General features: G+C 63.3%; 20 protein-coding genes. 9 read left to right on the top strand and 11 right to left on the bottom strand.

Annotated elements, in window-relative coordinates:
- Positions 1–17: 17 nt before the first annotated feature.
- The 5 genes from PVT67_RS16435 to PVT67_RS16415 form a co-directional block, all read right to left on the bottom strand.
- Positions 18–1,583, bottom strand: a complete 1,566-nt coding sequence (locus PVT67_RS16435) for an MDR family MFS transporter (RefSeq protein WP_301495523.1) — start codon at positions 1,581–1,583, stop codon at positions 18–20.
- The gene (locus tag PVT67_RS16430; protein ID WP_301495520.1) at positions 1,570–2,658 is read right to left on the bottom strand and encodes an HlyD family secretion protein; all 1,089 of its coding nucleotides are present in this window, start codon (positions 2,656–2,658) and stop codon (positions 1,570–1,572) included. The genes PVT67_RS16435 and PVT67_RS16430 overlap by 14 nt, the downstream gene beginning before the upstream one ends.
- On the bottom strand, positions 2,648–3,100 hold the full coding sequence (locus PVT67_RS16425; protein WP_301495518.1) for a MarR family winged helix-turn-helix transcriptional regulator: 453 nt from the start codon (positions 3,098–3,100) through the stop codon (positions 2,648–2,650). Before PVT67_RS16425 ends, PVT67_RS16430 begins: the two co-directional genes overlap by 11 nt.
- Before the next feature lie 67 nt (positions 3,101–3,167).
- Positions 3,168–4,514, bottom strand: a complete 1,347-nt coding sequence (locus PVT67_RS16420; RefSeq protein WP_301495516.1) for a sigma-54-dependent transcriptional regulator — start codon at positions 4,512–4,514, stop codon at positions 3,168–3,170.
- Positions 4,511–6,262 carry a sensor histidine kinase gene (locus PVT67_RS16415; RefSeq protein ID WP_301495514.1) on the bottom strand — a complete coding sequence of 584 codons (1,752 nt, stop codon included), beginning with the start codon at positions 6,260–6,262 and terminating at the stop codon, positions 4,511–4,513. The genes PVT67_RS16420 and PVT67_RS16415 overlap by 4 nt, the downstream gene beginning before the upstream one ends.
- 241 nt (positions 6,263–6,503) lie before the next feature.
- On the opposite strand from PVT67_RS16415, the gene PVT67_RS16410 reads away from it, so the two are divergent.
- The 7 genes from PVT67_RS16410 (at position 6,504) to PVT67_RS16375 (ending at position 15,292) form a co-directional block, all read left to right on the top strand.
- Positions 6,504–7,898 (top strand): cytochrome ubiquinol oxidase subunit I, encoded by a 1,395-nt coding sequence (locus tag PVT67_RS16410; RefSeq protein WP_301495512.1) that lies wholly within the window; start codon positions 6,504–6,506, stop codon positions 7,896–7,898.
- A complete protein-coding gene (gene cydB, locus PVT67_RS16405; RefSeq protein WP_301495510.1) occupies positions 7,898–8,851 on the top strand; it encodes a cytochrome d ubiquinol oxidase subunit II in 954 nt (317 codons plus the stop codon). The genes PVT67_RS16410 and cydB overlap by 1 nt, the downstream gene beginning before the upstream one ends.
- A 197-nt stretch (positions 8,852–9,048) precedes the next feature.
- Positions 9,049–11,712 (top strand): aconitate hydratase AcnA, encoded by a 2,664-nt coding sequence (acnA, locus tag PVT67_RS16395; RefSeq protein ID WP_301495506.1) that lies wholly within the window; start codon positions 9,049–9,051, stop codon positions 11,710–11,712.
- Positions 11,713–11,828: 116 nt separating this feature from the next.
- Complete coding sequence (locus PVT67_RS16390; RefSeq protein ID WP_301495504.1) at positions 11,829–11,999, top strand: PLDc N-terminal domain-containing protein; 171 nt, start codon at positions 11,829–11,831, stop codon at positions 11,997–11,999.
- 24 nt (positions 12,000–12,023) lie between these two features.
- Positions 12,024–12,368: a DUF6559 family protein gene (locus PVT67_RS16385; RefSeq protein ID WP_301495502.1), complete on the top strand. Its 345-nt coding sequence runs from the start codon at positions 12,024–12,026 to the stop codon at positions 12,366–12,368.
- 108 nt (positions 12,369–12,476) lie between these two features.
- Complete coding sequence (locus PVT67_RS16380; protein WP_301495499.1) at positions 12,477–13,067, top strand: NADPH-dependent FMN reductase; 591 nt, start codon at positions 12,477–12,479, stop codon at positions 13,065–13,067.
- A gap of 263 nt (positions 13,068–13,330) precedes the next feature.
- The gene (locus PVT67_RS16375; protein WP_301495497.1) at positions 13,331–15,292 is read left to right on the top strand and encodes a hypothetical protein; all 1,962 of its coding nucleotides are present in this window, start codon (positions 13,331–13,333) and stop codon (positions 15,290–15,292) included.
- A 26-nt stretch (positions 15,293–15,318) separates the two neighbouring features.
- On the opposite strand, the gene PVT67_RS16370 is transcribed toward PVT67_RS16375, so the two are convergent.
- From PVT67_RS16370 to PVT67_RS16350, 5 genes are read right to left on the bottom strand one after another with little or no spacing between them, the layout of a single operon-like run.
- Positions 15,319–15,765 (bottom strand): GNAT family N-acetyltransferase, encoded by a 447-nt coding sequence (locus PVT67_RS16370; RefSeq protein ID WP_301495495.1) that lies wholly within the window; start codon positions 15,763–15,765, stop codon positions 15,319–15,321.
- Positions 15,762–16,259, bottom strand: a complete 498-nt coding sequence (locus PVT67_RS16365; protein WP_301495493.1) for an NUDIX hydrolase — start codon at positions 16,257–16,259, stop codon at positions 15,762–15,764. Before PVT67_RS16365 ends, PVT67_RS16370 begins: the two co-directional genes overlap by 4 nt.
- Positions 16,252–17,118 carry a phosphoribulokinase gene (locus tag PVT67_RS16360; RefSeq protein ID WP_301495491.1) on the bottom strand — a complete coding sequence of 289 codons (867 nt, stop codon included), beginning with the start codon at positions 17,116–17,118 and terminating at the stop codon, positions 16,252–16,254. The genes PVT67_RS16365 and PVT67_RS16360 overlap by 8 nt, the downstream gene beginning before the upstream one ends.
- Positions 17,111–17,332: a YheU family protein gene (locus PVT67_RS16355; RefSeq protein ID WP_301495488.1), complete on the bottom strand. Its 222-nt coding sequence runs from the start codon at positions 17,330–17,332 to the stop codon at positions 17,111–17,113. The genes PVT67_RS16360 and PVT67_RS16355 overlap by 8 nt, the downstream gene beginning before the upstream one ends.
- A gap of 55 nt (positions 17,333–17,387) precedes the next feature.
- Positions 17,388–17,990, bottom strand: a complete 603-nt coding sequence (locus PVT67_RS16350) for a LysE/ArgO family amino acid transporter (RefSeq protein WP_301495486.1) — start codon at positions 17,988–17,990, stop codon at positions 17,388–17,390.
- Between the two features lie 93 nt (positions 17,991–18,083).
- Here PVT67_RS16350 and PVT67_RS16345 point away from each other — a divergent pair, with 93 nt between their 5' ends.
- Together PVT67_RS16345 and PVT67_RS16340 are read left to right on the top strand one after the other, a co-directional pair.
- On the top strand, positions 18,084–18,962 hold the full coding sequence (locus PVT67_RS16345; RefSeq protein WP_301495484.1) for a LysR family transcriptional regulator ArgP: 879 nt from the start codon (positions 18,084–18,086) through the stop codon (positions 18,960–18,962).
- Between the two features lie 101 nt (positions 18,963–19,063).
- Complete coding sequence (locus PVT67_RS16340; protein WP_301495482.1) at positions 19,064–20,125, top strand: DUF3103 family protein; 1,062 nt, start codon at positions 19,064–19,066, stop codon at positions 20,123–20,125.
- 124 nt (positions 20,126–20,249) lie between these two features.
- Here the strand turns inward: PVT67_RS16340 and PVT67_RS16335 are convergent, their stop codons facing one another.
- A complete protein-coding gene (locus PVT67_RS16335) occupies positions 20,250–21,227 on the bottom strand; it encodes a hydrolase (RefSeq protein ID WP_301495480.1) in 978 nt (325 codons plus the stop codon).
- Positions 21,228–21,438: the final 211 nt, after the last annotated feature.

Genomic DNA, 21,438 nt, shown 5'->3' with positions numbered 1-21,438 from the left:
TGTCATCCTGATAATGCTTACCGGGCCTTTCTTGGGCTCATCAGCCAGGCGGGCACCATGGCCAGGAAGAACACCAGGGCCACGACGAAAAAGCCGTCCTGGTAGGCCAGTAGCCTGGCCTTGGGCAGCAGCACCTGCTCCATGAAGCTCAGCACACCGGGGTTGACCTTGAGGGCCATGTGTTCGCCGAAGGGGTTGCCCCAATGGCTGTAGAAGAGGGATAGCCGCCGCACGCTTTCGCCGAAGGCCGGGTTGTCCGGGGTCAGGGTCTGGGCCAGGGCCTCGCCGTGCAGGACGCCGCGCCTGTCGATGAACACCGACAGCAGGTTGACCCCGAAGGCGCCCCCCAGTTGGCGGATGAAGTTGAGGCTGCCGGCCCCCTGGGCCAGCATCTCGTGGGGCAAGGTACGCAGGCCCCCGGCGTTCAGGGCCGGCAGCATCAGGCCCAGGCCGATGCGGCCGAACAATACCCAGAGCGCCAGCTGCCAGAAGGCGGTGTCCACGTCCACACTCCGCTGCAGCCAGCAGCTCAGCCCGAAGATCCCCAGGCCCGCCATCACGGGCCACTGGGGCCTGACCTTGTCACTCAGCTGGCCGGCGATGGGGAACACCAGGGCCAGGATCAGCCCGGCCGGCATCATCAGCAGGCCGGAGCGGGTGGGGGTATAGCCCTGCACCGTCTGCAGGAAGAGCGGGATTATGTAGGTGGAGCCGTAGATGCCGGCCCCCAGGGCAAAGGCCACCAGGCAGGCGGCGACGAAGGGCCCCACCCTGAACACCTTGAGGTGCAGCAGCGGGTGGGCGCAGTGCAGCTCCCACCAGATGAAGGCCGCCGCCGCCAGGGCCGCCAGGGCGAAGCAGCCCAGTATGAAGGCCGAATCCCAGCCATGGCGCTGGCCGTTGGAGAGGCCCGTGAGCAGGCTGACCAGCGCCAGGCAGAGCAGCGCGAAGCCGAGGCCGTCGAAGGGCACCCTGGGCTTGTGGTGGTCCTGCTGGCGGCCGGGAAAGAGCAGGCTGGCGGCCAGCAGCCCGGCCAGGCAGAAGGGCACCACCACCAGGAAGACGTCCCGCCAGCTGTACTGGTCCACCAGCAGGCCGCCCACAGTGGGCCCGAGGGCGGGGGCCAGCACTATGCCGACCCCGTAGATCCCCATGGCCCGCCCTCGCTGGGCCGGGGGGAAGACCTGGGACATCACCACCATGGCCAGGGGCTGGACTATGCCCGACGCCGCGCCCTGTATCACCCGGGCGGCGATCACCATGGCGCCGCTGGTGCTGGCCGCCCCCAGCAAAGAGCCGAGGATGAACAACGCCATGGCACCGCCGAAGGTGGCGCGGTAACCCAGGTGGTCCAGGGCCCAGGCGGTGAGCAGCATGGTGGCGGTCATGGCGGCCAGGAAGCCGGTGGACAGCCACTGGATCTGGTCCGTGCCCATGCCGAAGGCGCCCATGATGTCGGTCAGGGCCACGTTGACTATGGTGGCCGTGGTGGTGGTGGCTATGGTACCCAGCATGACGGTGCCCGTGGCCAGCCAGCGGTAGCCGGGGCCGAAGCGGACGCCGTATTGCTCAAGCACCGACATGGATATCCACCTCCACCATCAGGCCGGGCTTGAGCCTGGGGTCGATCTGGTCGAAGGCGATGCGCACCGGCACCCGCTGGGTGATCTTGGTGAAGTTGCCGGACGGGTTGGGGCTGGGCAGCAGGGCGAACTGGTTGGTGGCGGCGTTGCCCACCTTGAGCACGTGGCCCTTGAAGCTGACCCCGGGGTAGGCGTCGACGCTGATGGTCACTTCCTGGCCTTCGCGGATCTGGCCGATCGCCGTCTCCTTGATGTTGGCCTCCACCCAGACCTTGGCCGGGTCATGGATCAGCATCAGCCACTGGCCGGCCTGCACGAAGTCCCCCGCCTCGGCCAGGGTCTTGTCCACCACCCCGTTCACCGGCGAGCGCAGGCTGCGGTCGTCGATGTCCTGCTGCAACTGGGCGGCCTGGGCCTTGAGGGCCTGGATCTGCTGCTGCTGCACCTGGATCTGGCGGTTGATCACCAGCCCCTGCTCCAAGGTGGCCTGGGCGTGGGTGAGGCCGGCCTCCATGGCCTTGATATTGGCCTGGGCCTGGGCCAGCTGGTCCTGGCGTTCCAGCAGGGTGCTGTGGCTGCGGTCCCAGTCCTGCTGGTTGGACAGCCCTTTTTTGCGCAGCTTGTCGATGCGCTTGAACTCACCCTGGGCCAGGGTCAACAGGTGGTCGCTGGCGTCCTTGGCGGCACGGGCGGCGGCCAGGGCCGCCTTGGCCTGGTCCAGGCTGGCGCTGTTCTGCTTGTCGATCAGTTCCTTCTGGGCCTGGAGCTGGCCCACCCCTTCCTCGGCGGCGCCGATCTGGGCGCCCAGGGCGCTGAGTTTGAGCTTGCTGTCGCGGCTGTCCACTTCGGCCAGCAACTGGCCTTGCTGGATGTTGTCCCCCTCTGTGACGGGGCGGGCCATCAGCCAGCCGTCGAGGCGGCTGGCCACGTTGACCATCTCGCCGGCAATGCGGGCGTCCGTTTCATGGACCTGGCTGGCACCGGCCTTGAGCCAGTAGCCGAGGCTGCCCAGGGCCAGTATGGCCAGGGCGCCGAGGATAAAGGGCTTTTTGAGGAAGGGGCTGTTACTGCTCATTGGGGCTTTCCTGTTCCAGGGCCTTGAGGCTGGCCATCAGTCTTTCCAGCACGCGGAGGGTAGTGTCGAGATCGTTTTCATCCAGGGGGCCAAGCACCTGTTCGCGAACGGCGTTTGCCACCTGGCCCACCTGATCCGCCACCTTCTGCCCTTCCCGGGTCAGGTGCAAGGTCTTGGCACGGCGGTCTTCGCCCGATTTTCTAAGGATAAGGCCTTGTTTTTCCAAGGTGTCCAGGGTGCGAACCAGGGCGGAGCCGTCGACCTGCAGCAGGGCGGCCAGGTCTTTCTGGCGCAGCGGCTCTGCGGCCCTGGCCAGGTGCCAGAGGGGTAGCCAGGTGGCCTGGGTCAGGCCGAAAGGTTGCAACTGGCGATCCACCGTCTGGCGCCACTGGCGGCCGGTCTGGGCGATAAGGGCGCTGAGCTGATGATGAGAGGTCTTCATTTTGCGACCAAGTCAATTGATGACTTGTCAATTATATTCATGGCAGTGGTTTCCCGTCCAGCCCGGCTCAGGCCCCCAGACCGTAGCGCTCCAACTTCTTGAGCAGCCCCTGGCGGGACAGGCCCAACTGGCGGGCGGCGGCGGATCTGTTGCCCTGGTGCTGGGCCAGGGCCTGGCCGATCAGGCGGATCTCCAGGGCCCGCACCTGCTCGTCCAGGCTGGCGTCGGCGGCCAGGGCCGGCTCGGCGGCGGCGCTGGGGTAGAGCAGGGCTATGTCTTCCAGGCCCACTTCCTGGCCCTGGGCTATGGCCGCCACCGACTCCAGGCTGTTCTTCAGCTCCCGCACGTTGCCTGGCCAGTCCCGGCCCAGGAACCACTGGTGGGCGGCCGGGCTGAGCCGCAGCTGGCGGTGGTTGCGCTTGCACCAGGCCGCCAGCAGGGCGCTGCACAGCAGTGGCAGATCTTCAGGCCTGTCCTTGAGTGCGGGGGTGACCAGGTTGACCCCCTTGATGCGGTAGTAGAGGTCCTCGCGAAAGCGCCCTTCGGCCACCCGCTGCGGCAGGTCGACGTTGGTGGCCGACACCAGCCTTACCTCGATGCGCTGCTGCTCGCGGCCCCCTACTGGGTAGAAGGTGCCTTCCTGCAACACCCTTAGCAGTTTGACCTGCATGGGCAGGGGCATGTCCCCTATCTCGTCGAGGAAGAGGGTGCCCCCGTCGGCCAGGGCCAGCAGGCCAGGCCGGTCACGGTCGGCGCCGGTGAAGGCCCCCTTCTTGTAGCCGAACAGTTCGCTCTCCAGCAGCTCCGCCGGTATGGCGCCGCAGTGCACCGACACGAAGGGCCCCTCGGCGCGCCGCGAGAGCCGGTGCAAAGCCCGGCTCACCACTTCCTTGCCGGTGCCGGAAGGGCCTGTGACCAGTACGGGCACGTCCGTGGGGGCGATGCGCTGGATCAGGGCCTTGAGGCTGGCCATGGCCTGGCTGGAGCCCACCAGCTCATCCAGGGGGCCGCTATCGCCCTCGCGCAGCCGTGACAGCTCCTTGCTCAGGGCCTGCTTGGTCAGGGCCCGGCGGATCACCACCGCCAGCATGTCCGGATCCAGGGGCTTGGCCAGGAAGTCCCAGGCGCCGGCGGCCATGGCCTTGAGGGCCAGTTGCCGTTCGGCATGGCCGGTGAGGATGATGACGGGCCTGTCACCGAGGCTGGGCAGGGCTTCCAGGGTGTGTTGTGGGTCCATCTGCGGCGGCAGGGCCAGATCCAGGAGGATAAGGTCGGCATCGAAATGGGCCAGCTTGTCCTGGGCCTCGGCCAGGCTCTGGGCGCTCTGCACCTGGTAGCCGTCGTCCGTCAGCCAGTCGCTGGCCAGTTCGCAGAAGGCGGCTTCGTCGTCCACCAGCAGGATGCGACCGTTCATAGGGGAAACTCCAATTCGAAGGTGACGGGCCAGCCGAGGTCGGCGCGGTGGCGCACGCTGCCGCCCTGGGCCGCCATGATGCGCCGCACTATGGCCAGGCCCAGGCCGGAGCCGCCGGGCCTCTTGCTGACGAAGGGCCGAAACAACTTGCCGGCCAGCTCGGAGGGGATGGGCGGGCCGTCGTTGTGGACCCGGATGAGGTTGCCTTCGGCTTCCAGCCGTACCTTGGTCGCGGCGAAGGCCAGGGCGTTGTCCAAGAGGTTTACCAGCAGTTGGGTGAGGCGGTGGGGGTCGGTTTCCAGCACCAGCTCGGGCGGCACCGCCAGTTCAACCTGGGCGGCCTGGGGCAGGCTTTGCAGCAACGGCAGCAGGGCCACCGGCTGGGAACGCACCTCCAATGGGCTGCCATAGGTCAGCAGATCCTGGATCAGGCGGTCGGCCCTTTTCAGCTGCTCCTGGATATGGTGGCGGCTGCGCTCTTCGGTGCGCACCGCCGCCATGGCGATGATGTTCAAGGGATTGCGCAGCTCATGGGCCATGGCCGCCGACAGGGCCCCCAGCTCCACCAGGTGCTGCTGGTCCAGGCGTTTGCGCTCCTCGGCGGCCAGGGCCAGGGTGCGTTCCAGGTTGTCACAGGCGCTGCCCAGCAGGGAGGCGAACACCTCCAGTTGCAGCCGCTGGCCGGGCAGCAGCTCCTCGCCGCCTTTGAGTTCGGCTTGCCAGCCGTCCTGCTGGCGTCGGCAGAGCAGGTGGGGGCCGCGAGCTGGCTCCAGGGTCACCGGCAGGGGCCGGCCCAGCAGTGTCTGCAACAGGCATTCGGCGTTGGCCAGCAAAGCCGGCCAGTCGTGGGCGTCCCGCAGGCTACTGCGCCAATGGCTGAGCAGGGTCTCGTCCAGCTTGGCGCCGGGGTAGACGAGGCGGCGCACCCAGGCATTGAGCAATGGGTAGAGCAGGGCGCTGGCCGCGAGGATCAGCAGCGAATAACCCCAGAGGGCCCAGCCGCTTCGGGCAAAGCCGAGGCCCGCTGCCAGGGCCGAGAGGGCACCGGCCACCAGGGCCAGGGCCAGCCACAACAGGATGCGGCTGGCCCAGAGGTTCACCTCCAGCATCCGGTAGCGCAGTACCGCGAACACCAACAGCAGCACGTAGCTGGGCAGGGCCAGCATCGAGTAGGGGAAGTAGGGGATGCCCAGGGAGGGGAAGACGAAACTGGAGGCCAGCAGCAGGCCCCAGCCCCCTACCAGGAAGATGGCCAGGATGGAGCGGCGCACATTGCCCTGCTGCTTGAGGTAGGCCCGCAGCAGCACCAGGTGGGCGCTGACGCCGAGGGCCACAGTCCAGCCAAGGTTGAGCCAGCCCAGGGGCGCCAAGCGGATAAAGCCCTCGAAGGGCGGCCAGGGCTGGATGCTGGCGCCCCCTATCAGGCTGATGGCGAACACCAGCACAGAGGTGCCGTAGCTGGCCCAGAGCAGCCGGCGCTTCTGCCCGGGAGGCACCCGTAGGTAGCCGAGGGCGAAGTGCAGGAAGGCGTTGGGCATGAAGGGGTTGGCCAGCAGCAGCGGCAGGGCCAGGGCCGGGGCCAGGGGGCCCAGGAAATGGCCAAGGCACCAGAGCCCCATGCCGGCCACGAAGCCCGCCAGGGGCCTCAAGTCCCGTTGGCGCCAGAGCCAGGCAGCCGTGGCCAGGCCGCTGAGCAGGGTCACCAGCATGGCCGTTTCGAAGATCACCACCAGCCAAGGTGTAAACATCGTTGACAGTTTCCTTCTCCTTATCGTCAACGCCGTTGACGATTTGTGGGCAGCTTAGCCCCTGAAATTGCGGTGGATCAAGGCCTGGCGCGATTGGCGCGGCCTTTGCAAAAAGTTGGCACGTTGTTTCTGCAAGGAGTGGACCATGAGCCAACTTATTCCCGACGCCGTATTCCTCTTGAGTTGTTTGTCGCTGGCGGCCCTGCCCTGGGTGCTCAGCCGCTGGCTACGGAGGTAAAGCATGGACGTGGCGCTGTTGTCGCGGCTCCAGTTCGCCTGGACCGTCAGTTTCCATATCCTCTTCCCCACCATGACCATAGGCCTGGCGGTATTGATAGCGACCTGGGAGGGCCTTTGGCTCAAGACCCGGGACCCGCGCTACCTGCAACTGGCCAAGTTCTGGATCAAACCCTTCGCCATCACCTTCGGCTCGGGGGTGGTGACCGGCATAGTGCTGTCCTATGAGTTCGGCACCAACTTCAGCGAGTTTTCCCATCTGGTGGGCCCTGTGCTGGGGCCCTTGATGACCTACGAGGTGCTGACCGCCTTCTTCCTCGAGGCGGGCTTCCTGGGTGTCATGCTGTTCGGCTGGCAGCGGGTGGGTGAGAAGCTGCACTTCTTCGCGACCCTGGTGGTGGCCCTGGGCACCGTCATCTCCGCCTTCTGGATACTGGCGGCCAACTCCTGGATGCAGACCCCCGCCGGCTACGAATTCGTCAACGGCCAGTACGTGCCCGTGGACTGGGTCAAGGTGATCTTCAACCCCAGTTTTCCCTACCGCCTGGCCCACATGCTGCTGGCCACCTTCCTCACCGCCGGCTTCCTGGTGGCGGGGATCAGCGCCTGGTACCTGCGCCAGGGCAGGGACAAGGAGTTCGCCAAGCGCGGCCTGTCCACCGCCCTCTGGCTGGTGCTGGTGCTGGCGCCGCTGCAGGCCTGGGTGGGTGACGAGCACGGCCTCGCCGTCAAGGAACACCAACCCATCAAGCTGGCGGCCATGGAGGGGATCTGGCCGGCCACCGAAAAGAGCGCCGGCCTGCGCCTCTTCGCCTGGCCCGACGAGAAAACCGAAAGCAACCGCTTCGAACTGGAGGTGCCGCACCTGGCTTCCATCATCCTCACCCACAGCCTGGACGGCGAGCTGCAGGGGCTGAAATCGGTGCCGCCCCAGGACAGGCCCCCGGTCAAACCGGTGTTCTTCAGCTTCCGGGTCATGGTGGGCCTGGGCCTGCTGATGATCGCCATGGCCTTCTGGGCCAACTGGCGGCGCCGCGGCGGCAAGCTCTGGGAGGACCGCCTGACCTTGAGGGTACTGACCTGGATGACGCCGGTGGGGCTCATCGCCACCCTGGCCGGCTGGTACGTGGTGGAGATCGGCCGCCAGCCCTGGCTGGTCAACGGCCTGGTGCGCACCGAACAGGTGGTGTCCAAGCTGCCGGCGGAAAGGGTGCTGCTGTCCTTCGGCCTCTTCGCGGCTACCTACCTGCTGCTGGCCTGGGCCTTCCTGCACTTCTACCGCAAGCTCATCCGCAAGGGGCCGCCCGACATGGCCAAGCTGGAGAAACAGCTGATCGGCATGGAGGCGCCCGGTTATGCCCTGAACTGGGTCCGTGAACTGAAGCGGGAGGGCTTCTGATGGAACTCTTTTATTTCCTGTTGCTCGGCTTCGCCATCCTGATGTACGTGGTGCTGGACGGCTTCGACCTGGGGCTCGGCATCCTCTTCCCGCTCTTCCCCGAGCAGCACGACCGTGACCTGATGATGCGCTCCGTGTCCCACGTCTGGGACGGCAACGAGACCTGGCTGGTGTTCGGCGGCGTGATCCTGATGGGGGCCTTCCCCCTGGCCTACGCCACCCTGCTGCCCATCCTCTACCTGCCCATAGTGCTGATGCTGGTGGCCCTCATCTTCCGCGGCATCGCCTTCGAGTACCGCTTCAAGGCCAAGAGCTCGAGGCGCTGGTGGGATCTGGCCTTTGGCCTCGGCTCCTCGGTGGCGGCCTTCTGCCAGGGGCTGATGCTGGGCTGCCTGGTGGAAAGCGGCGGCGAGACGCTGTTGACCCCCTTCAGCGTGCTGACCGCCTTCGCCGTCATGGCCGGCTACGCCCTGCTGGGGGCCAGCTACCTGGTGGTCAAGACCCGGGCCGATCTGCAACTGCGGGCCAAGGCCCTGTGCAAACCGCTGCTGGTGGCGGTGATGCTGGCCATGGTGGCGGTGAGCCTCTGGAACTTCCTGGCCGTGCCGGCGGTGCAGGAACGCTGGCTCGGCAACCTCGGCTGGCTCTGGCCCATACCGCTGCTGACGGCGGCCATAGCCCTGGTGCTCTGGCAATCACTGAAGCGCTCCGAAGTGGTGCCCTTCTTCTGCGCCGTATTGCTGTTCGTGATGGGCTTCCTGGGCCTGGTGGTGGGGCTCTTCCCGCAGCTGGTGCCGGGCCGCCTCAACCTCTTCGAGGCCGCCGCCCCCGTGCAGAGCCTCAAGTTCATGCTGCCCGGTGTGCTGATCTTCGTGCCGCTGATCCTCGGGTACACCCTCTGGGGTTACCGCATCTTCCGCGGCAAGGTCCACGACTATGAGGAGGGTTACTGATGGTCAAGAAAGGGCTCTGGTTTGTGGGTCTTTACCTGGGGGGCCTGCTGGCCCTCTCGGTGGTGGCTTTCGGGCTGCGCTGGCTGCTCCATTGATTCGAAATATTCGATAAAGAGTTGCTCTGATAGACGGTTTTCTTGCCATTAAAAGGGGTGCTAGCATTGATGGCAGGATAAAAAAGCGTCAAGGAGCACGTTGTGAGCAAGGCTCAAACCTCAAAGGACAGCTTCAAGGCCCGCAGCACCCTGTCGGTCGATGGCCAGTCCTATGACTACTTCAAGCTGGCGGCAGTCGAACACCTCGGCGAGGTGTCCCGGCTGCCTTTCTCCATGAAGGTGCTGCTGGAAAACCTGCTGCGCCATGAGGACGGCGACAGCGTCACCAAGGACGACATCCAGGCGTTGCTGGATTGGACCAAGGCCAGGCGCTCCGACCGGGAGATCCAATACAGGCCGGCCCGGGTGCTGATGCAGGACTTCACAGGTGTGCCGGCCGTGGTGGACTTGGCCGCCATGCGCGACGCCATGGCCAAGGCCGGTGGTGACCCCGAACGCATCAATCCCCTGTCCGCCGTGGATCTCGTCATAGACCACTCTGTGATGGTGGACAGCTTCGCCAGTTCCCATGCCTTTGCCGACAACGTCAAAATCGAGATGGAGCGCAACCAGGAACGTTACCAGTTCCTGCGCTGGGGCCAGCAGGCCTTCGACAACTTCCGCGTCGTGCCGCCCGGCACCGGCATCTGCCACCAGGTGAACCTCGAATACCTGGGCAAGGCGGTGTGGAGCCAGGACGGCCAGGCCTATCCCGACACCCTGGTCGGTACCGATTCACACACCACCATGATCAACGGCCTGGGCGTGCTGGGCTGGGGCGTGGGCGGCATAGAAGCGGAGGCGGCCATGCTGGGCCAGCCCATCTCCATGCTCATTCCCGAGGTGGTGGGCTTCCGGCTCACCGGCAGGCTCAAGGAAGGCACCACCGCCACCGACCTGGTGCTGACCGTCACCCAGATGCTGCGCCAGCAGGGGGTGGTGGGCAAGTTCGTGGAATTCTATGGCCCCGGCCTCGACGAGCTGCCGCTCGCCGACCGCGCCACCATCGCCAACATGGCCCCGGAGTACGGCGCCACCTGCGGCTTCTTCCCCATCGACGGTGAGACGTTGCGCTACATGGCGCTGTCCGGCCGAGACCCCCACACCTTGAAGTTGGTGGAAGCCTACGCCAAGGAAAACGGCTTCTGGCGCGACTCCGCCGCCCCCGAACCTTATTTCACCGACAGCCTGGAACTGGATCTGGGGGCCGTAGTGCCGAGCCTGGCCGGCCCCAAGCGGCCCCAGGACAGGGTCGCCCTGCCGGAGCTGGGCAAGGCCATAGACGCCGTGCTGGATCTCAGTGGCGCCGACAAGGAGCTGCGGGTGCCGGTGCAGGGCGAGGCTTTCCAGCTTTGCCACGGCGACGTGGTGATCGCCGCCATCACCTCCTGCACCAATACCTCCAATCCCAGTGTCATGATGGCCGCCGGCCTGGTGGCCAAGAAGGCGGTGGAGAAGGGCCTCAAGCGCAAGCCCTGGGTGAAATCCTCCCTGGCTCCGGGCTCCAAGGTGGTCACCGACTACCTGGCCAAGGCCGGCCTGCAAGACTACCTGGACGAACTGGGCTTCAACCTGGTGGGTTACGGCTGCACCACCTGCATCGGTAACTCAGGGCCCCTGCCCGAGGCCATAGGCAAGGCGGTGGAGGAGGGAGATCTGACCGTCAGCTCTGTGCTGTCCGGCAACCGCAACTTCGAGGGCCGGGTCCATCCCCTGGTCAAGGCCAACTGGCTGGCTTCGCCGCCGCTGGTGGTGGCTTTCGCCCTGGCCGGCACCACCCGTATCGACCTCCAGGCCGAGCCCCTGGGCGAGGACCTGGACGGCAAGCCCGTCTTCCTCAAGGACATCTGGCCGAGCTCGGAGGAAATACAGCAGGTGGTGCGGCTGGTGGACGAAGGCATGTTCCAGAAGGAATACGCCGAGGTCTTTCTAGGTGACGCCGACTGGCAGGCCATCCAGGTCAGCCCCGGCAAGACCTACGGCTGGGCCGGCGACTCCACCTATGTGCAGAACCCGCCTTACTTCGAGCACATTACCGAACCGGTCAAGCCTCTGGAGGACATCCAGGGTGCCCGCATCCTGGCCCTGTTCGGGGATTCCATCACCACAGACCACATCTCCCCGGCCGGCAACATCAAGGCCGACAGCCCGGCCGGCCGCTACCTACAGGAGCACGGGGTGGCGCCGAGGGACTTCAACTCCTACGGTTCGCGCCGCGGCAACCACCAGGTGATGATGCGCGGCACCTTCGCCAATATCCGCATCAAGAACCAGATGTTGGACGGGGTGGAGGGCGGTTATACCCGCCATGTGCCCAGCGGCGAACAGATGGCCATCTATGACGCGGCCATGCGTTACCAAGCCGAGGGCATTCCCCTGGTGGTGGTAGCGGGCAAGGAGTACGGCACCGGCTCCAGCCGCGACTGGGCGGCCAAGGGCACCACCTTGCAAGGCATCAAGGCGGTGCTGGCCCAGAGCTTCGAGCGTATCCACCGCTCAAACCTGGTGGGCATGGGGGTGCTGCCGGTGCAGTTCCCGGACGGCGTCTCCAAGGAGAGCCTGGGTCTCACCGGCGACGAGAAGCTGAGCCTGCTCGGCCTGGCCTCCCTCAAGCCCAGGTCCAGCCTGAAGCTGGTGATCGAACGGCCAGACGGCAGCAGGCAGGAACAGGCCGTGCTGGCCAGGGTGGACACCAACACCGAGCTCGAGTACCTCAAGAGCGGCGGCATACTGCATCATGTGCTGCGCGGCATGATAGGCCAATGACAGGACCCCGCTTCGGCGGGGTTTTTTGTAGCATCTGGAGCTGGGGGCTTGGCATGGCGCCACAAGGCTGGCACCTTGGGCTAGACTGAGAGCGTCATCGGGACAACGGAGTGCCTATGAAGACCCTGTTCGGGCTTATCGTCCTCATCCTCGACATCTATGCCATAGTGCAGGTGCTCAAGAGCGGCGCCAAACCGGTCGAGAAGTTGCTTTGGATCCTGGTGATCCTGATACTACCCTTGCTGGGGCTGATCATCTGGTTCTTCGCCGGCCCTGGCCGTAAATAGAAACATCTGACAAAGGACGTCAATATGTTAAGGGACATCTTCCAGTCCATGCGGGCCCGTCGCCTGCTGAGGGCTACCCCCAGGCTACTGATCAGGCAGTTCAATTGCCTGCCCTACTACACCCCGGCCCAAGTGGACTGGGCCCTCAAGAAATCCCAGGGCAAGTTGCCCAACCACCGTTACCTGGCCTATGCCCTTTTCTGCGAAAAGCGGGACTTCCTCCATGTGACGGGGGAGACCAGCGCCACCTGGGAGAGCTGCCGCCGCCAACTGGGCCGAGCCCTGTTCGCCGGCCGCACCGATTTCTCGGTTGAGGACGTCATGACCCTGGCCGAGAAGGAAGAGGAAGCACTGGAGTCGGCGCACTGACCCAGGCCCTCCCAGCGGCCTGCCGTGAGCGGCTGCTACACTTGCTGGACTTGGCAGGGGAGTGCTTGGCTTCTTCCCTGCCGCCAGTGACTGCAAGGGGATAAAAACATGGCCATCCATATCGTCACCATCTGCGGCAGCGTCAGGCCGGGCAACTACAGCAACATGGCCCTGGCGGTGGCCATAGACGAATTGAAGAAAACCCCCGATGTGGAGGTCACCTCCATCCACCTCGAAGAACTGGATATGCCGCTGCCCGGCCTGCCGGCCAGGAAGCCGGAGGCCATCAAACAGTTCCAAGACACGGTCAGCCAGGCCACAGGGGTGCTGCTGGCCTCCCCCGAATACCACGGCGGCATCAGCAGCCCCATGAAGCTGGCGATCGACAACCTGGGCTTTCCCAGCAAGCTGGCCGGCAAGCCCATCTCCATACTGGGGGTGGCCGCCGGCACCATAGGCGCCATCAAGTCCAGTGAACAACTGCGGGCCATCTGCGCCCACGTCGGCGCCGTGCCCCTGCCGCTGGCGGTCTCCATCCCCCATGTGCAGCAGGTGTTCGACAAGGAAGGCCACTGCCAGGACCCGGCCATGGAAAGCCTGATCCGCCGCAGCGCCACCAGCCTGCTGGACTACATCAACAACGCCGTCTGCCCCAAAGTCAGTTTGGAAGCCATATTGCGGGAGAGGGAGTCGGATTAGGTTTTTCCCTGTCGGGCAACTTGGGTAGTGGTTGGTCTATGGCCGGCTTGGGTTGCCTGTCGCCAATTCGTCGTAGTTGTCAGATGGCTTCTGTTGAGCGGATTTCACATGAGATCGTGCCGATGACGCCACTCAATTCAATCTCTGAAATATTGCCAGCATTGCTGCTCCTATTGCACACTATTTAGGTTGTTGGAGTGCTCCTGGCTCTTGAGAGCGAGGAAAGACTCAGAAATCCATCTTAATTAAAAGGAATACTTGCCATGAATGGCGCCTTTTCCCGTTTTTTCAGACTGGCATCTATTGCGACTTCACTTTTAATAACAGCTTGCGGTGGTGGCGGTAGCGATTCGAACTCAGGTAATGCCTCAATCCCTCTTCCTATCACTAACGATTTTAAAAATGTGGCTGAGGACGTTTCAGTTAGTGCTTTCTCTACATCGGAGAGCATGTTGGAGACGGGGCTGCTTGTTCAAAATCTTCTCACTGTAAGTGCAAGCTCGGCTTCAGATGGTAAGAGTGATTGCAGCAATGGTGGATTTTTTTCTTGGACCCATCAAGATGCAGATGCTGACGGGAAGCTTTCAGCCGGTGACAGCTTGATATTCAGTTTTCAAGGTTGTTACTTGAAGTCGCTTGACGATACCGCCGATGGGACTATGAAAATCACTCTGGACAGCTCTGACAGCCAGGGTAAGAACGCCAGTGGCCAGTTTGATATGTCACAGGCTGTCATTACATCTGGTAACATTGTTTTGTCCGGATTATTAGAGTTTAACGTGGCAAGTACTTCTATTTCACGTGTGACTTCCGTATCCGATAAAGATGGTCTGGTAATTTCATCCGGTAATCTGGCTCTGTTGAGTATCAATAATTTCTCAGTAGAGAAAGAAGAGGACTACAAGAATGCTATTTATACAATGGCCGCTGGTGGCACCGTTAGAGATGCATCAATAGGAACTGATTATAGCTTTACACAAACTAGCCCTTGGTCAGGTTATCTGGGAGAATTTCCTACTCATGGCAGTATGGAAATAAAATCCACATCGGGGGACACCGCAACCATTAATAGCTTGGGCGGTGATGGCTCCGGTATTGATTTTACTTTTGGTGACAAAAATTACCAGATCGGTTGGGATTCATACTCAGATGGTACGCTGTGGTCTCATGCAACTGACCGTCATCCAGAGGGAGTGGCTTTCAGAGCCAGTAACTTTGACTTTGTCGGTTATCTCGACGAGGAACAGTTTGGAAGCTTCCCTGAGAACGGTTCTCTGACAGCAATTTTCTCCCGCCCCATTAAGTCTGCTGGCAATGTTAGCGCCGCATTCTTTGCAGATGAAGCAAGCCTTAGAAGCGAAGTAATCACGCACATTAATGGTGCCAGTCTGATCATAGAACCAGCCTCGCCGTTAGTGCCGGGATATCACTACAGGACCCCCCAAATAGAAGTCAGTGCCGCTAGCGGTGCCTATAGCTACACGCCAGTCGAGAAAATACTCGTTACTGACAGTTTAGTGCCAGTCATCCAGACCCAAAGCCCGGCATATAGAGAGGGTGATCTACCAACACTTGATGCATCATCGAGCACCATAAATAAAGGTCAGCATATTAATTATCAATGGCGAGATCTTTCTGGTGCAGGGATCCAGTTTACATCCCCTTCAGCCGCTGTGACGCATTTCACGATACCGGTTGGTACGACCAAGGATCTGGAAATTGAATTGACAGTTAGTAATGAACTTGGTGATTCAGCTTCGATAAAGAAAACTTTGCACTATGTTTCTTCTGATGCCAATAACTATCTTGCTATCAGTGGTGAGCAAGGCAATAACATCTTACCGAACGAATATCACGTCATCACTACGAAAGATGATTTGCTACTATTCAGCAGTAGTAGTGCAAACCATGTATCGCTATTCAGTGTTTCTCCCACGTCATTCTTGGATTTTATTGCCCCGGCTGGTGATGTGTTGGAAATAGGAAGGTCTTACAAGGTGAATGCACTATATCCAGAGCAGCCTTCAAATGAAGCGGCGTTGGAATACCACGAAGAATCTGGACAGTGTAGTGATGGTTCTGGTAGCTTTATTATTTACGAACTTTCATTTAATGGCCCGCAAGTTGATAAGTTGGCTGCGAACTTCTATCAGAAATGCGGTAACTCTCCTGGCGGGGTATCTGGTGTAATTCGAATGAACTCAAATTACCCTCTTAATCCCTGATAAAAAACGCCGCATAGCGGCGTTTTTTATTGCTTCACCATATCAATATGCGGTATCCCATCCTCTAAATATTCCCCACCTTCGGCAACAAACCCATACCGCCCATAAAACCCCTGCAAATGCGCCTGGGCGCCCAGTTTAATCGGCAAACCAGGCCAGCGCTCATGGATAAAGGGCAAAGCCATGGTCATCAGGGTGTGGCCGAGCTTACGGTCCCTGGCCTGGGCCGCCGTCACCACCCGGCCTATCACCACCCGGCCGCCGTGCAGGGCCGGGTCCAGGATACGCAGGTAGGCCAGCAGCTCGCCTTCTTCCCAGCCCAGCAGGTGCCAGCTGTCACCGACCAGATCCTCGCCGTCCACCTCCTGGTAGGGGCAGTGCTGCTCCACCACGAAGACGGCGGTGCGCAGGGCCAGCAGGGCGTAGAGCTGGGGGACATCGAGTTCGCTGTGGTGGAGCAGCTGCCAATTCATAGGTAGGGGATGAATCCTTTGAAGCGGTGGAAGGCGTCCAGGGAGTCCGGGGTGAAGGCCGGGCCTGGGCTTTGCAGCACCTGGTCCAGGGGCAGCCAGACGAAGTCGGTCACTTCCATGTCCTGGGGCCGGATGGGGCCGTCGAAGCGGCAGCCGTAGGCGACGCCGAAGCTGTGGTTGCCGGCGCTTCGGTGCAGGAACTTGCCCAGCAGTTGCAGCGGCGCCTCCACCCCCAGCTCCTCGGCCAACTCGCGGCGGGCGCAGTCAAAATAGCTCTCCTGCCAGCCCACCACGCCGCCGGCGGCCAAGTCCCGCAGCCCCGGGCAGTAGCCCTTTTCCAGGGAGCGGGTCTGGACGCAGAGCCTGTCCTGGCTGTCCAGCACGAAGATGAAGGTGGTGCGGTGAATATGGTCACCGAAGGGAAAAAGCCTACGCGCCACCCTGTCCAGGGGCTTGTCGAATGGATCGACCCTGACCATCCACTCCTCAGCCATAACGCTCTTCCAGCAGCTTGCGCACCAGGGGCCGCAATATCAGTTCCATGGCCAGACCTATCTTGCCGCCCGGCACCACCAGGGTGTTCATGCGGGAGATGAAGCTGCCGTGGATCATCTGCAGCAGGTAAGGAAAGTCCACCTGGGGCATGTTGCGAAAGCGCACCACCACCAGGGTCTCGTCCGCCGTCGGTATGGCCTTGGCGGAGAAGGGGTTGGAGGTGTCCACCATGGGCACCCGCTGGAAGTTGATGTGGGTGCGGGAGAACTGGGGGGTGATGAAATTGAAGTAGTCGTCCATGGAACGGACTATGGACTCGCGCACCTTCTCGCGGCTGTGGCCCCTTTCCTCGGTGTCGCGGATGATCTTCTGGATCCACTCCAGGTTGACGATGGGCACCATGCCGATCAGCAGGTCCACATGCTGGGCCACGTCCACGTTGTCGGTCTTGACCCCGCCGTGCAGCCCTTCGTAGAAGAGCAGATCGGTGTTCTCCGGCAGGCCCTGCCAGGGGGTGAAGGTGCCGGGCAGCTGGTTGTGGGGCACCGCCTCGTCGAAGCTGTGCAGGTACTGGCGGGTCTCGCCTGTGCCGTGCTTGCCGTACTGGGCAAAGACCTGCTCCAGCCGCTCCAGATCGTTGGCTTCCTCGCCGAAGTGGCTGACGAAGCGCCCCTCCTCCCTGGCCCGCCTGATCGCCGCCTGCATCTCCTGGCGGGTGTAGCGGTGGAAGGCGTCACCGTTGATGAAGGCGGCGTTGACCCCTTCGGCGGCGAAGATGTGCTGGAAGGCCAGGCTGGTGGTGGTGGTACCGGCGCCGCTGGAGCCGGTGACGGCAATGACGGGGTGGCGTCTAGACATGGGGGATCTCGTCCTTGGATACGATGTTGACCGTTTCGTGATGCTCGGACCACAGCAGCAGCGCCTCGCCCCGCTCCAACTGGCGCTTCACGGCCGCCACCTTGTCGGCCAGGCTCACTTCCGCCTCGCCGTAGTCGGTGCCTTCGCGCAGCACGAAATGCTCGATCAGGTTGTCCAGGGTGTCGGTAGCCAGGGACTGCCAGGGCACTATCATAAGCGGCCTCATCAAAGGGGGCCTTCCAGTGTAGCAAGAATGGCGTTGCAGCCAATCAGCTTCGCAGCAACATGACTCCCAGGGCCGTCATCAGCACTGTGGTGAAGGCGTCTATGCATTGCCAGGCGCGGGGCCTGGCCAGCAGCGGCGCCAGTTTGCTGGCCAGCAGGCTGAGGCCATAGAACCAGAGGATGGAGGTGCTCATGGCGCCGAAGGCGAAAGCCCATTTGGCCTGGCCCTGGTCGCTGGCCAGGGTGCCGATGATAAAGGCCGTCTCCAGGAACACCTGGGGGTTGGCCAGGGTCACGGCCAGGGCCGTCACCAGCGCCTGGCGGCGGCTCAGGCGCCGCTGTGGCAAGGCGTTGAGGCTGTGCAGATCCCGGGCCCTTTTGGCCGCCTGCCAGGCGAGGTAGAAAAGGTAGAGGGCGCCGACGATCTGCAGGATACGCACCAGGGTCGGCATGGACTGCAGGAAGGTGGCCAGGCCCAGCACCCCCAGCAGGATGAAGAGCAGGTCGAAGAAGGTGCAGACCGAGGCCACCATCCAGTGGTACTGGCGCTTGAGGCCCTGGGTCAGCACGAAGGCATTCTGGGCGCCGATGGCGATGATCAGGCCCATGGCGGTCAGCAGGCCCTTGGTGAAGACAAGAATAAACATGCGTATATGCCTAAAAAATATTCTGGCTGCCAGCCTAGCCGGCCTGGGTTATTATAGAAAGCAATGTGATCTAAACATTCATTAAATTAAATCATGCAGCTCGATCCCAAGCACCTGGCGGCCCTGGCCGCCGTCGTCGAACAGGGCTCCTTCGAACAGGCGGCCCGCTGGCTCAACCTGACCCAGGGCTCCATCTCCCTGCGCATCCGTGCCTTGGAAGAGCGTCTCGGCGGGCCAGTGGTGGTGCGCAGCCAGCCCATCCGCCTCACCGAACTGGGCCAGGTGCTGTACCGCCATTACCAGGAGCTGCAGCTGTTGTCGGCAGAGCTGGCCTCGCGCCTGCCCCAGCTCAAGGAAGAGCGGCCGCGGATCCGCATCGCCCTCAACGCCGATAGCCTGGCCACCTGGTTCCTGGACGCCGTGGTGCCGGTCAAGGACAAGCTGCTGGTGGACCTGCAGGTCTCGGACCAGGACATCACCCACGAGAAGCTCAAGGACGGCGAAGTGCTGGCGGCCGTCTCCGCCTTCGGCCAGGCGGTGCAGGGCTGCAACGCCAACTTCCTGGGGGCCATGCCCTACACGGCTATCGCCAGCCCCGACTACGCCGCCCAGTACTTCCCCGAGGGCCCCACCGCCGAGGCCTTCCGCCAGGCCACGGCCATGGTCTACGGCCACCATGACCGGCTCTTGTTGCAGTTCCTCAACCCCTGGGAACTGAAGGACGGCGACTTCCCGGTGCATACCATGCCGGCCGCCCAGAGCTTCGTGGACGCCGCCATCAAGGGCCTGGCCTGGACCCTGGTGCCCCTGTGGCAGGCCCAGGAGGCCCTGGATTCGGGCAAGGTGGTGGAGCTGACCCCCAAGCACCGCATCAAGGTCCGCCTCTACTGGCACCACCGCCGCCTGGACGCCGGCCCCCTCCAGGCCCTCACCGAGGCGGTGATGGCCGCCACGGCGCCGCTGCGCCAGTAAGCATTAACAACTTTGTCACCTGGCCCCTTGCCCTGTTGCTGGTCGGGCCAGGCCGGCACCCTGGGGATCCCTCTCCCATCACGGAACGATGGAGATATCCCATGAAGAAAACTGTACTTTTGACCCTACTTGGCGGCCTCTACGCCGTCCCCGCCCTGGCCGCCGACGCGGACCGCCAACTGGCCCTGGACTTGGCCAGGAGCCTGCCCCAGTGGCAGCCCAAGTCGGTGAGCCGCGACTACGCCGTGCCCCTCGAGCAGCTGGTGCAGAAGCGCCACCTGGACAGCCTGTCCCTGGAAGCCAAGCACCGGGACCAGGTCGCCTTGGCCCAGCGCGGCCTGGGTGGCAAGCTGGACAACCTGTTGCAGGTGCGGCTGGCCCACCCGTCCATGAAGGCGGCCCTGGACAAGGGCCAGACGCCCCTGGTGGCCTATGTCCCTGACGGTGACGAGTCCCGGTGGAGCGCCATCGAAGCCTTCGACGCCGAGGGCAACAGCTACATGCTGGACGTGCACCAGCTGCCCAAACGCCCCGTCTTCGTGGTCGGCCAGGACGGCCACAAGGCCCAGGTGGCCGGCCTCAAGCTGGTGCGCCAGGCCCTGGTCGACGCCGGCCTCAGTACCCCCATGACCAGCGAGACGACGGCGCCCCTGTCCACCACCCTTATCAAGTCGGTGCATGCCAACGACGACCAGGAGCCCTGGCTGCTGGGCGCCGCCGAGGTCTATGCGGTGGTGGCGGGTATCGATCCCTTCGCCGACAAACCCAGGGTGGACATAGTGGACATGCCCTATCTGGACTACGACGGTAAGACCTATTACCCCAACCAGGTGCTGGTGTATTGGGACAGGTACCGCTGGGGCGCGGCCGACGTGGTCTTCTTCGAGCAGGACTCCAACTACAGCTACCAGGAACTGGCGAGCCTGCTGGTGCAGGTGCTGGGCCAGGCCCTGGCCGCCGGTGGCGTGCCAGAGGCCCTGCCGTTTGCCGGCCTCGGCCAGAAGATCATCGAGGCCATGCCGTCCAACTGGTTCACCAACGACGACGACTACCTGGACGCCTTCTACACCCTGGAGCAGAACCAGGTGTACAACAACTACCCGGGGGCGTCCGGCAACATCACCCTCAACCTGGTGCCCAAGACCATCTACCCCACCCAGTGACAAAAAGCCCGCGCAAGCGGGCTTTTTTCTGGGCCTGCTTTTCCAGCGATGCCGCTTGAGGAAGTCAGGGATCCGTTCTTCCAGCCCGTTAATGGTGGGGCCGCCCGGCCTGCTTATTGACGGCTCAGCGATGTTGCTCGAGGAAATCGGGGATCCGTTCTTCCAGCCAGTAACGGGGCCGCCAGAGGCTGCCTGAGACGAAGCCGACGTGGCCGCCCTGGCGGCTCAGCTCCAGGCGCACATCGCTGCTCAACTCGGCCTCATGGGGGATGGCGCTGGGACAGATGAAGGGATCGTCCTCGGCGTGGAGGATCAATGTCGGCCTGGCAATGGCGCCCAGCAGGGGTTTGCTGGAGGCCCGGCTGTAGTAGTCCTGGACGCCGGCAAAGCCGTGCAGCGGCGCCGTGAAGGCGTCGTCGAAATGCTGGAAGTCGCGGAATAGGGCCGGATCATGGAGGTTGGGCAGGGCCCCGGCCAGGGCCGGATCCTGGGTCTTGCGCTCCAGGCTTTCCCTGAGGCTCTTCAGCAGGTGGCGCTGGTAGAAGCGGGACAGGCCCTGGCGGATACGCCTGCTGCTGGCGGCCAGATCCATGGGAGCCGACACCGCAACGGCGGCGGCAAGCTGGCTGGCATCGCCGTCTTCCCCCAGCCATTTCAGCAGCACGTTGCCCCCCAGGGAATAGCCCACCGCCATCAGTTTGGTGGCGGGGAAGCGGGCCTTGAGCAGGGCGGCCAACCAGCGCGGGTCGGCGCTGTCGCCGCTGTGGTAGGCCCGAGGCAGCTTGTTGGGCACGCCGCCGCAGCCGCGAAAATGCATCACCGCCACTTGGAAGTTCCGGGCCAGCAGGGCCGTCATCAAGCCCTGGACATAAGGGGAGTTAACCGAGCCTTCCAGGCCGTGCAGCACCAGCACCAGGGGGCGTTCGGGATCGTCGGCCAGCGGCCTTGGGGTACAGAGGGCCAGGCGGTCGCCGTCCGGGGTGTCCAGCCACTCGCTGCGGGTGGCCACCCAGGGCTTGGATCTGTGCAGGGTCGGGAAGACGGTCTGGGCGTGGCAGTTGCCCAGCCCCAGGGCAGGGGAAAAATGGCTTTCCAGGATCATCAGCGGCCAACTCCAATGGCGAGGCTGAACACCTTACCGGCCTTTGGCCGGCAAGGCCAAACCCAATAAGCGATTGCCACCACCTGCGGCCAGGCCAACCCTTCTTTATGCCAGGGTTGGTGCCTTGGTGTTTATGAAAACGTATTCAATGGGCCTTGCCCTGGCACCTTTTTCACTTTCCCTTAACGTCAAAGTTACCTCTCCCGAGGCG

The organism is Gallaecimonas kandeliae (assembly GCF_030450055.1).
GTDB classification, from domain to species: Bacteria; Pseudomonadota; Gammaproteobacteria; order Enterobacterales; family Gallaecimonadaceae; genus Gallaecimonas; species Gallaecimonas kandeliae.
The sequence above is the reverse complement of the archived record's forward strand: the minus strand, read 5'-3'. Positions and strand labels throughout refer to the sequence as shown.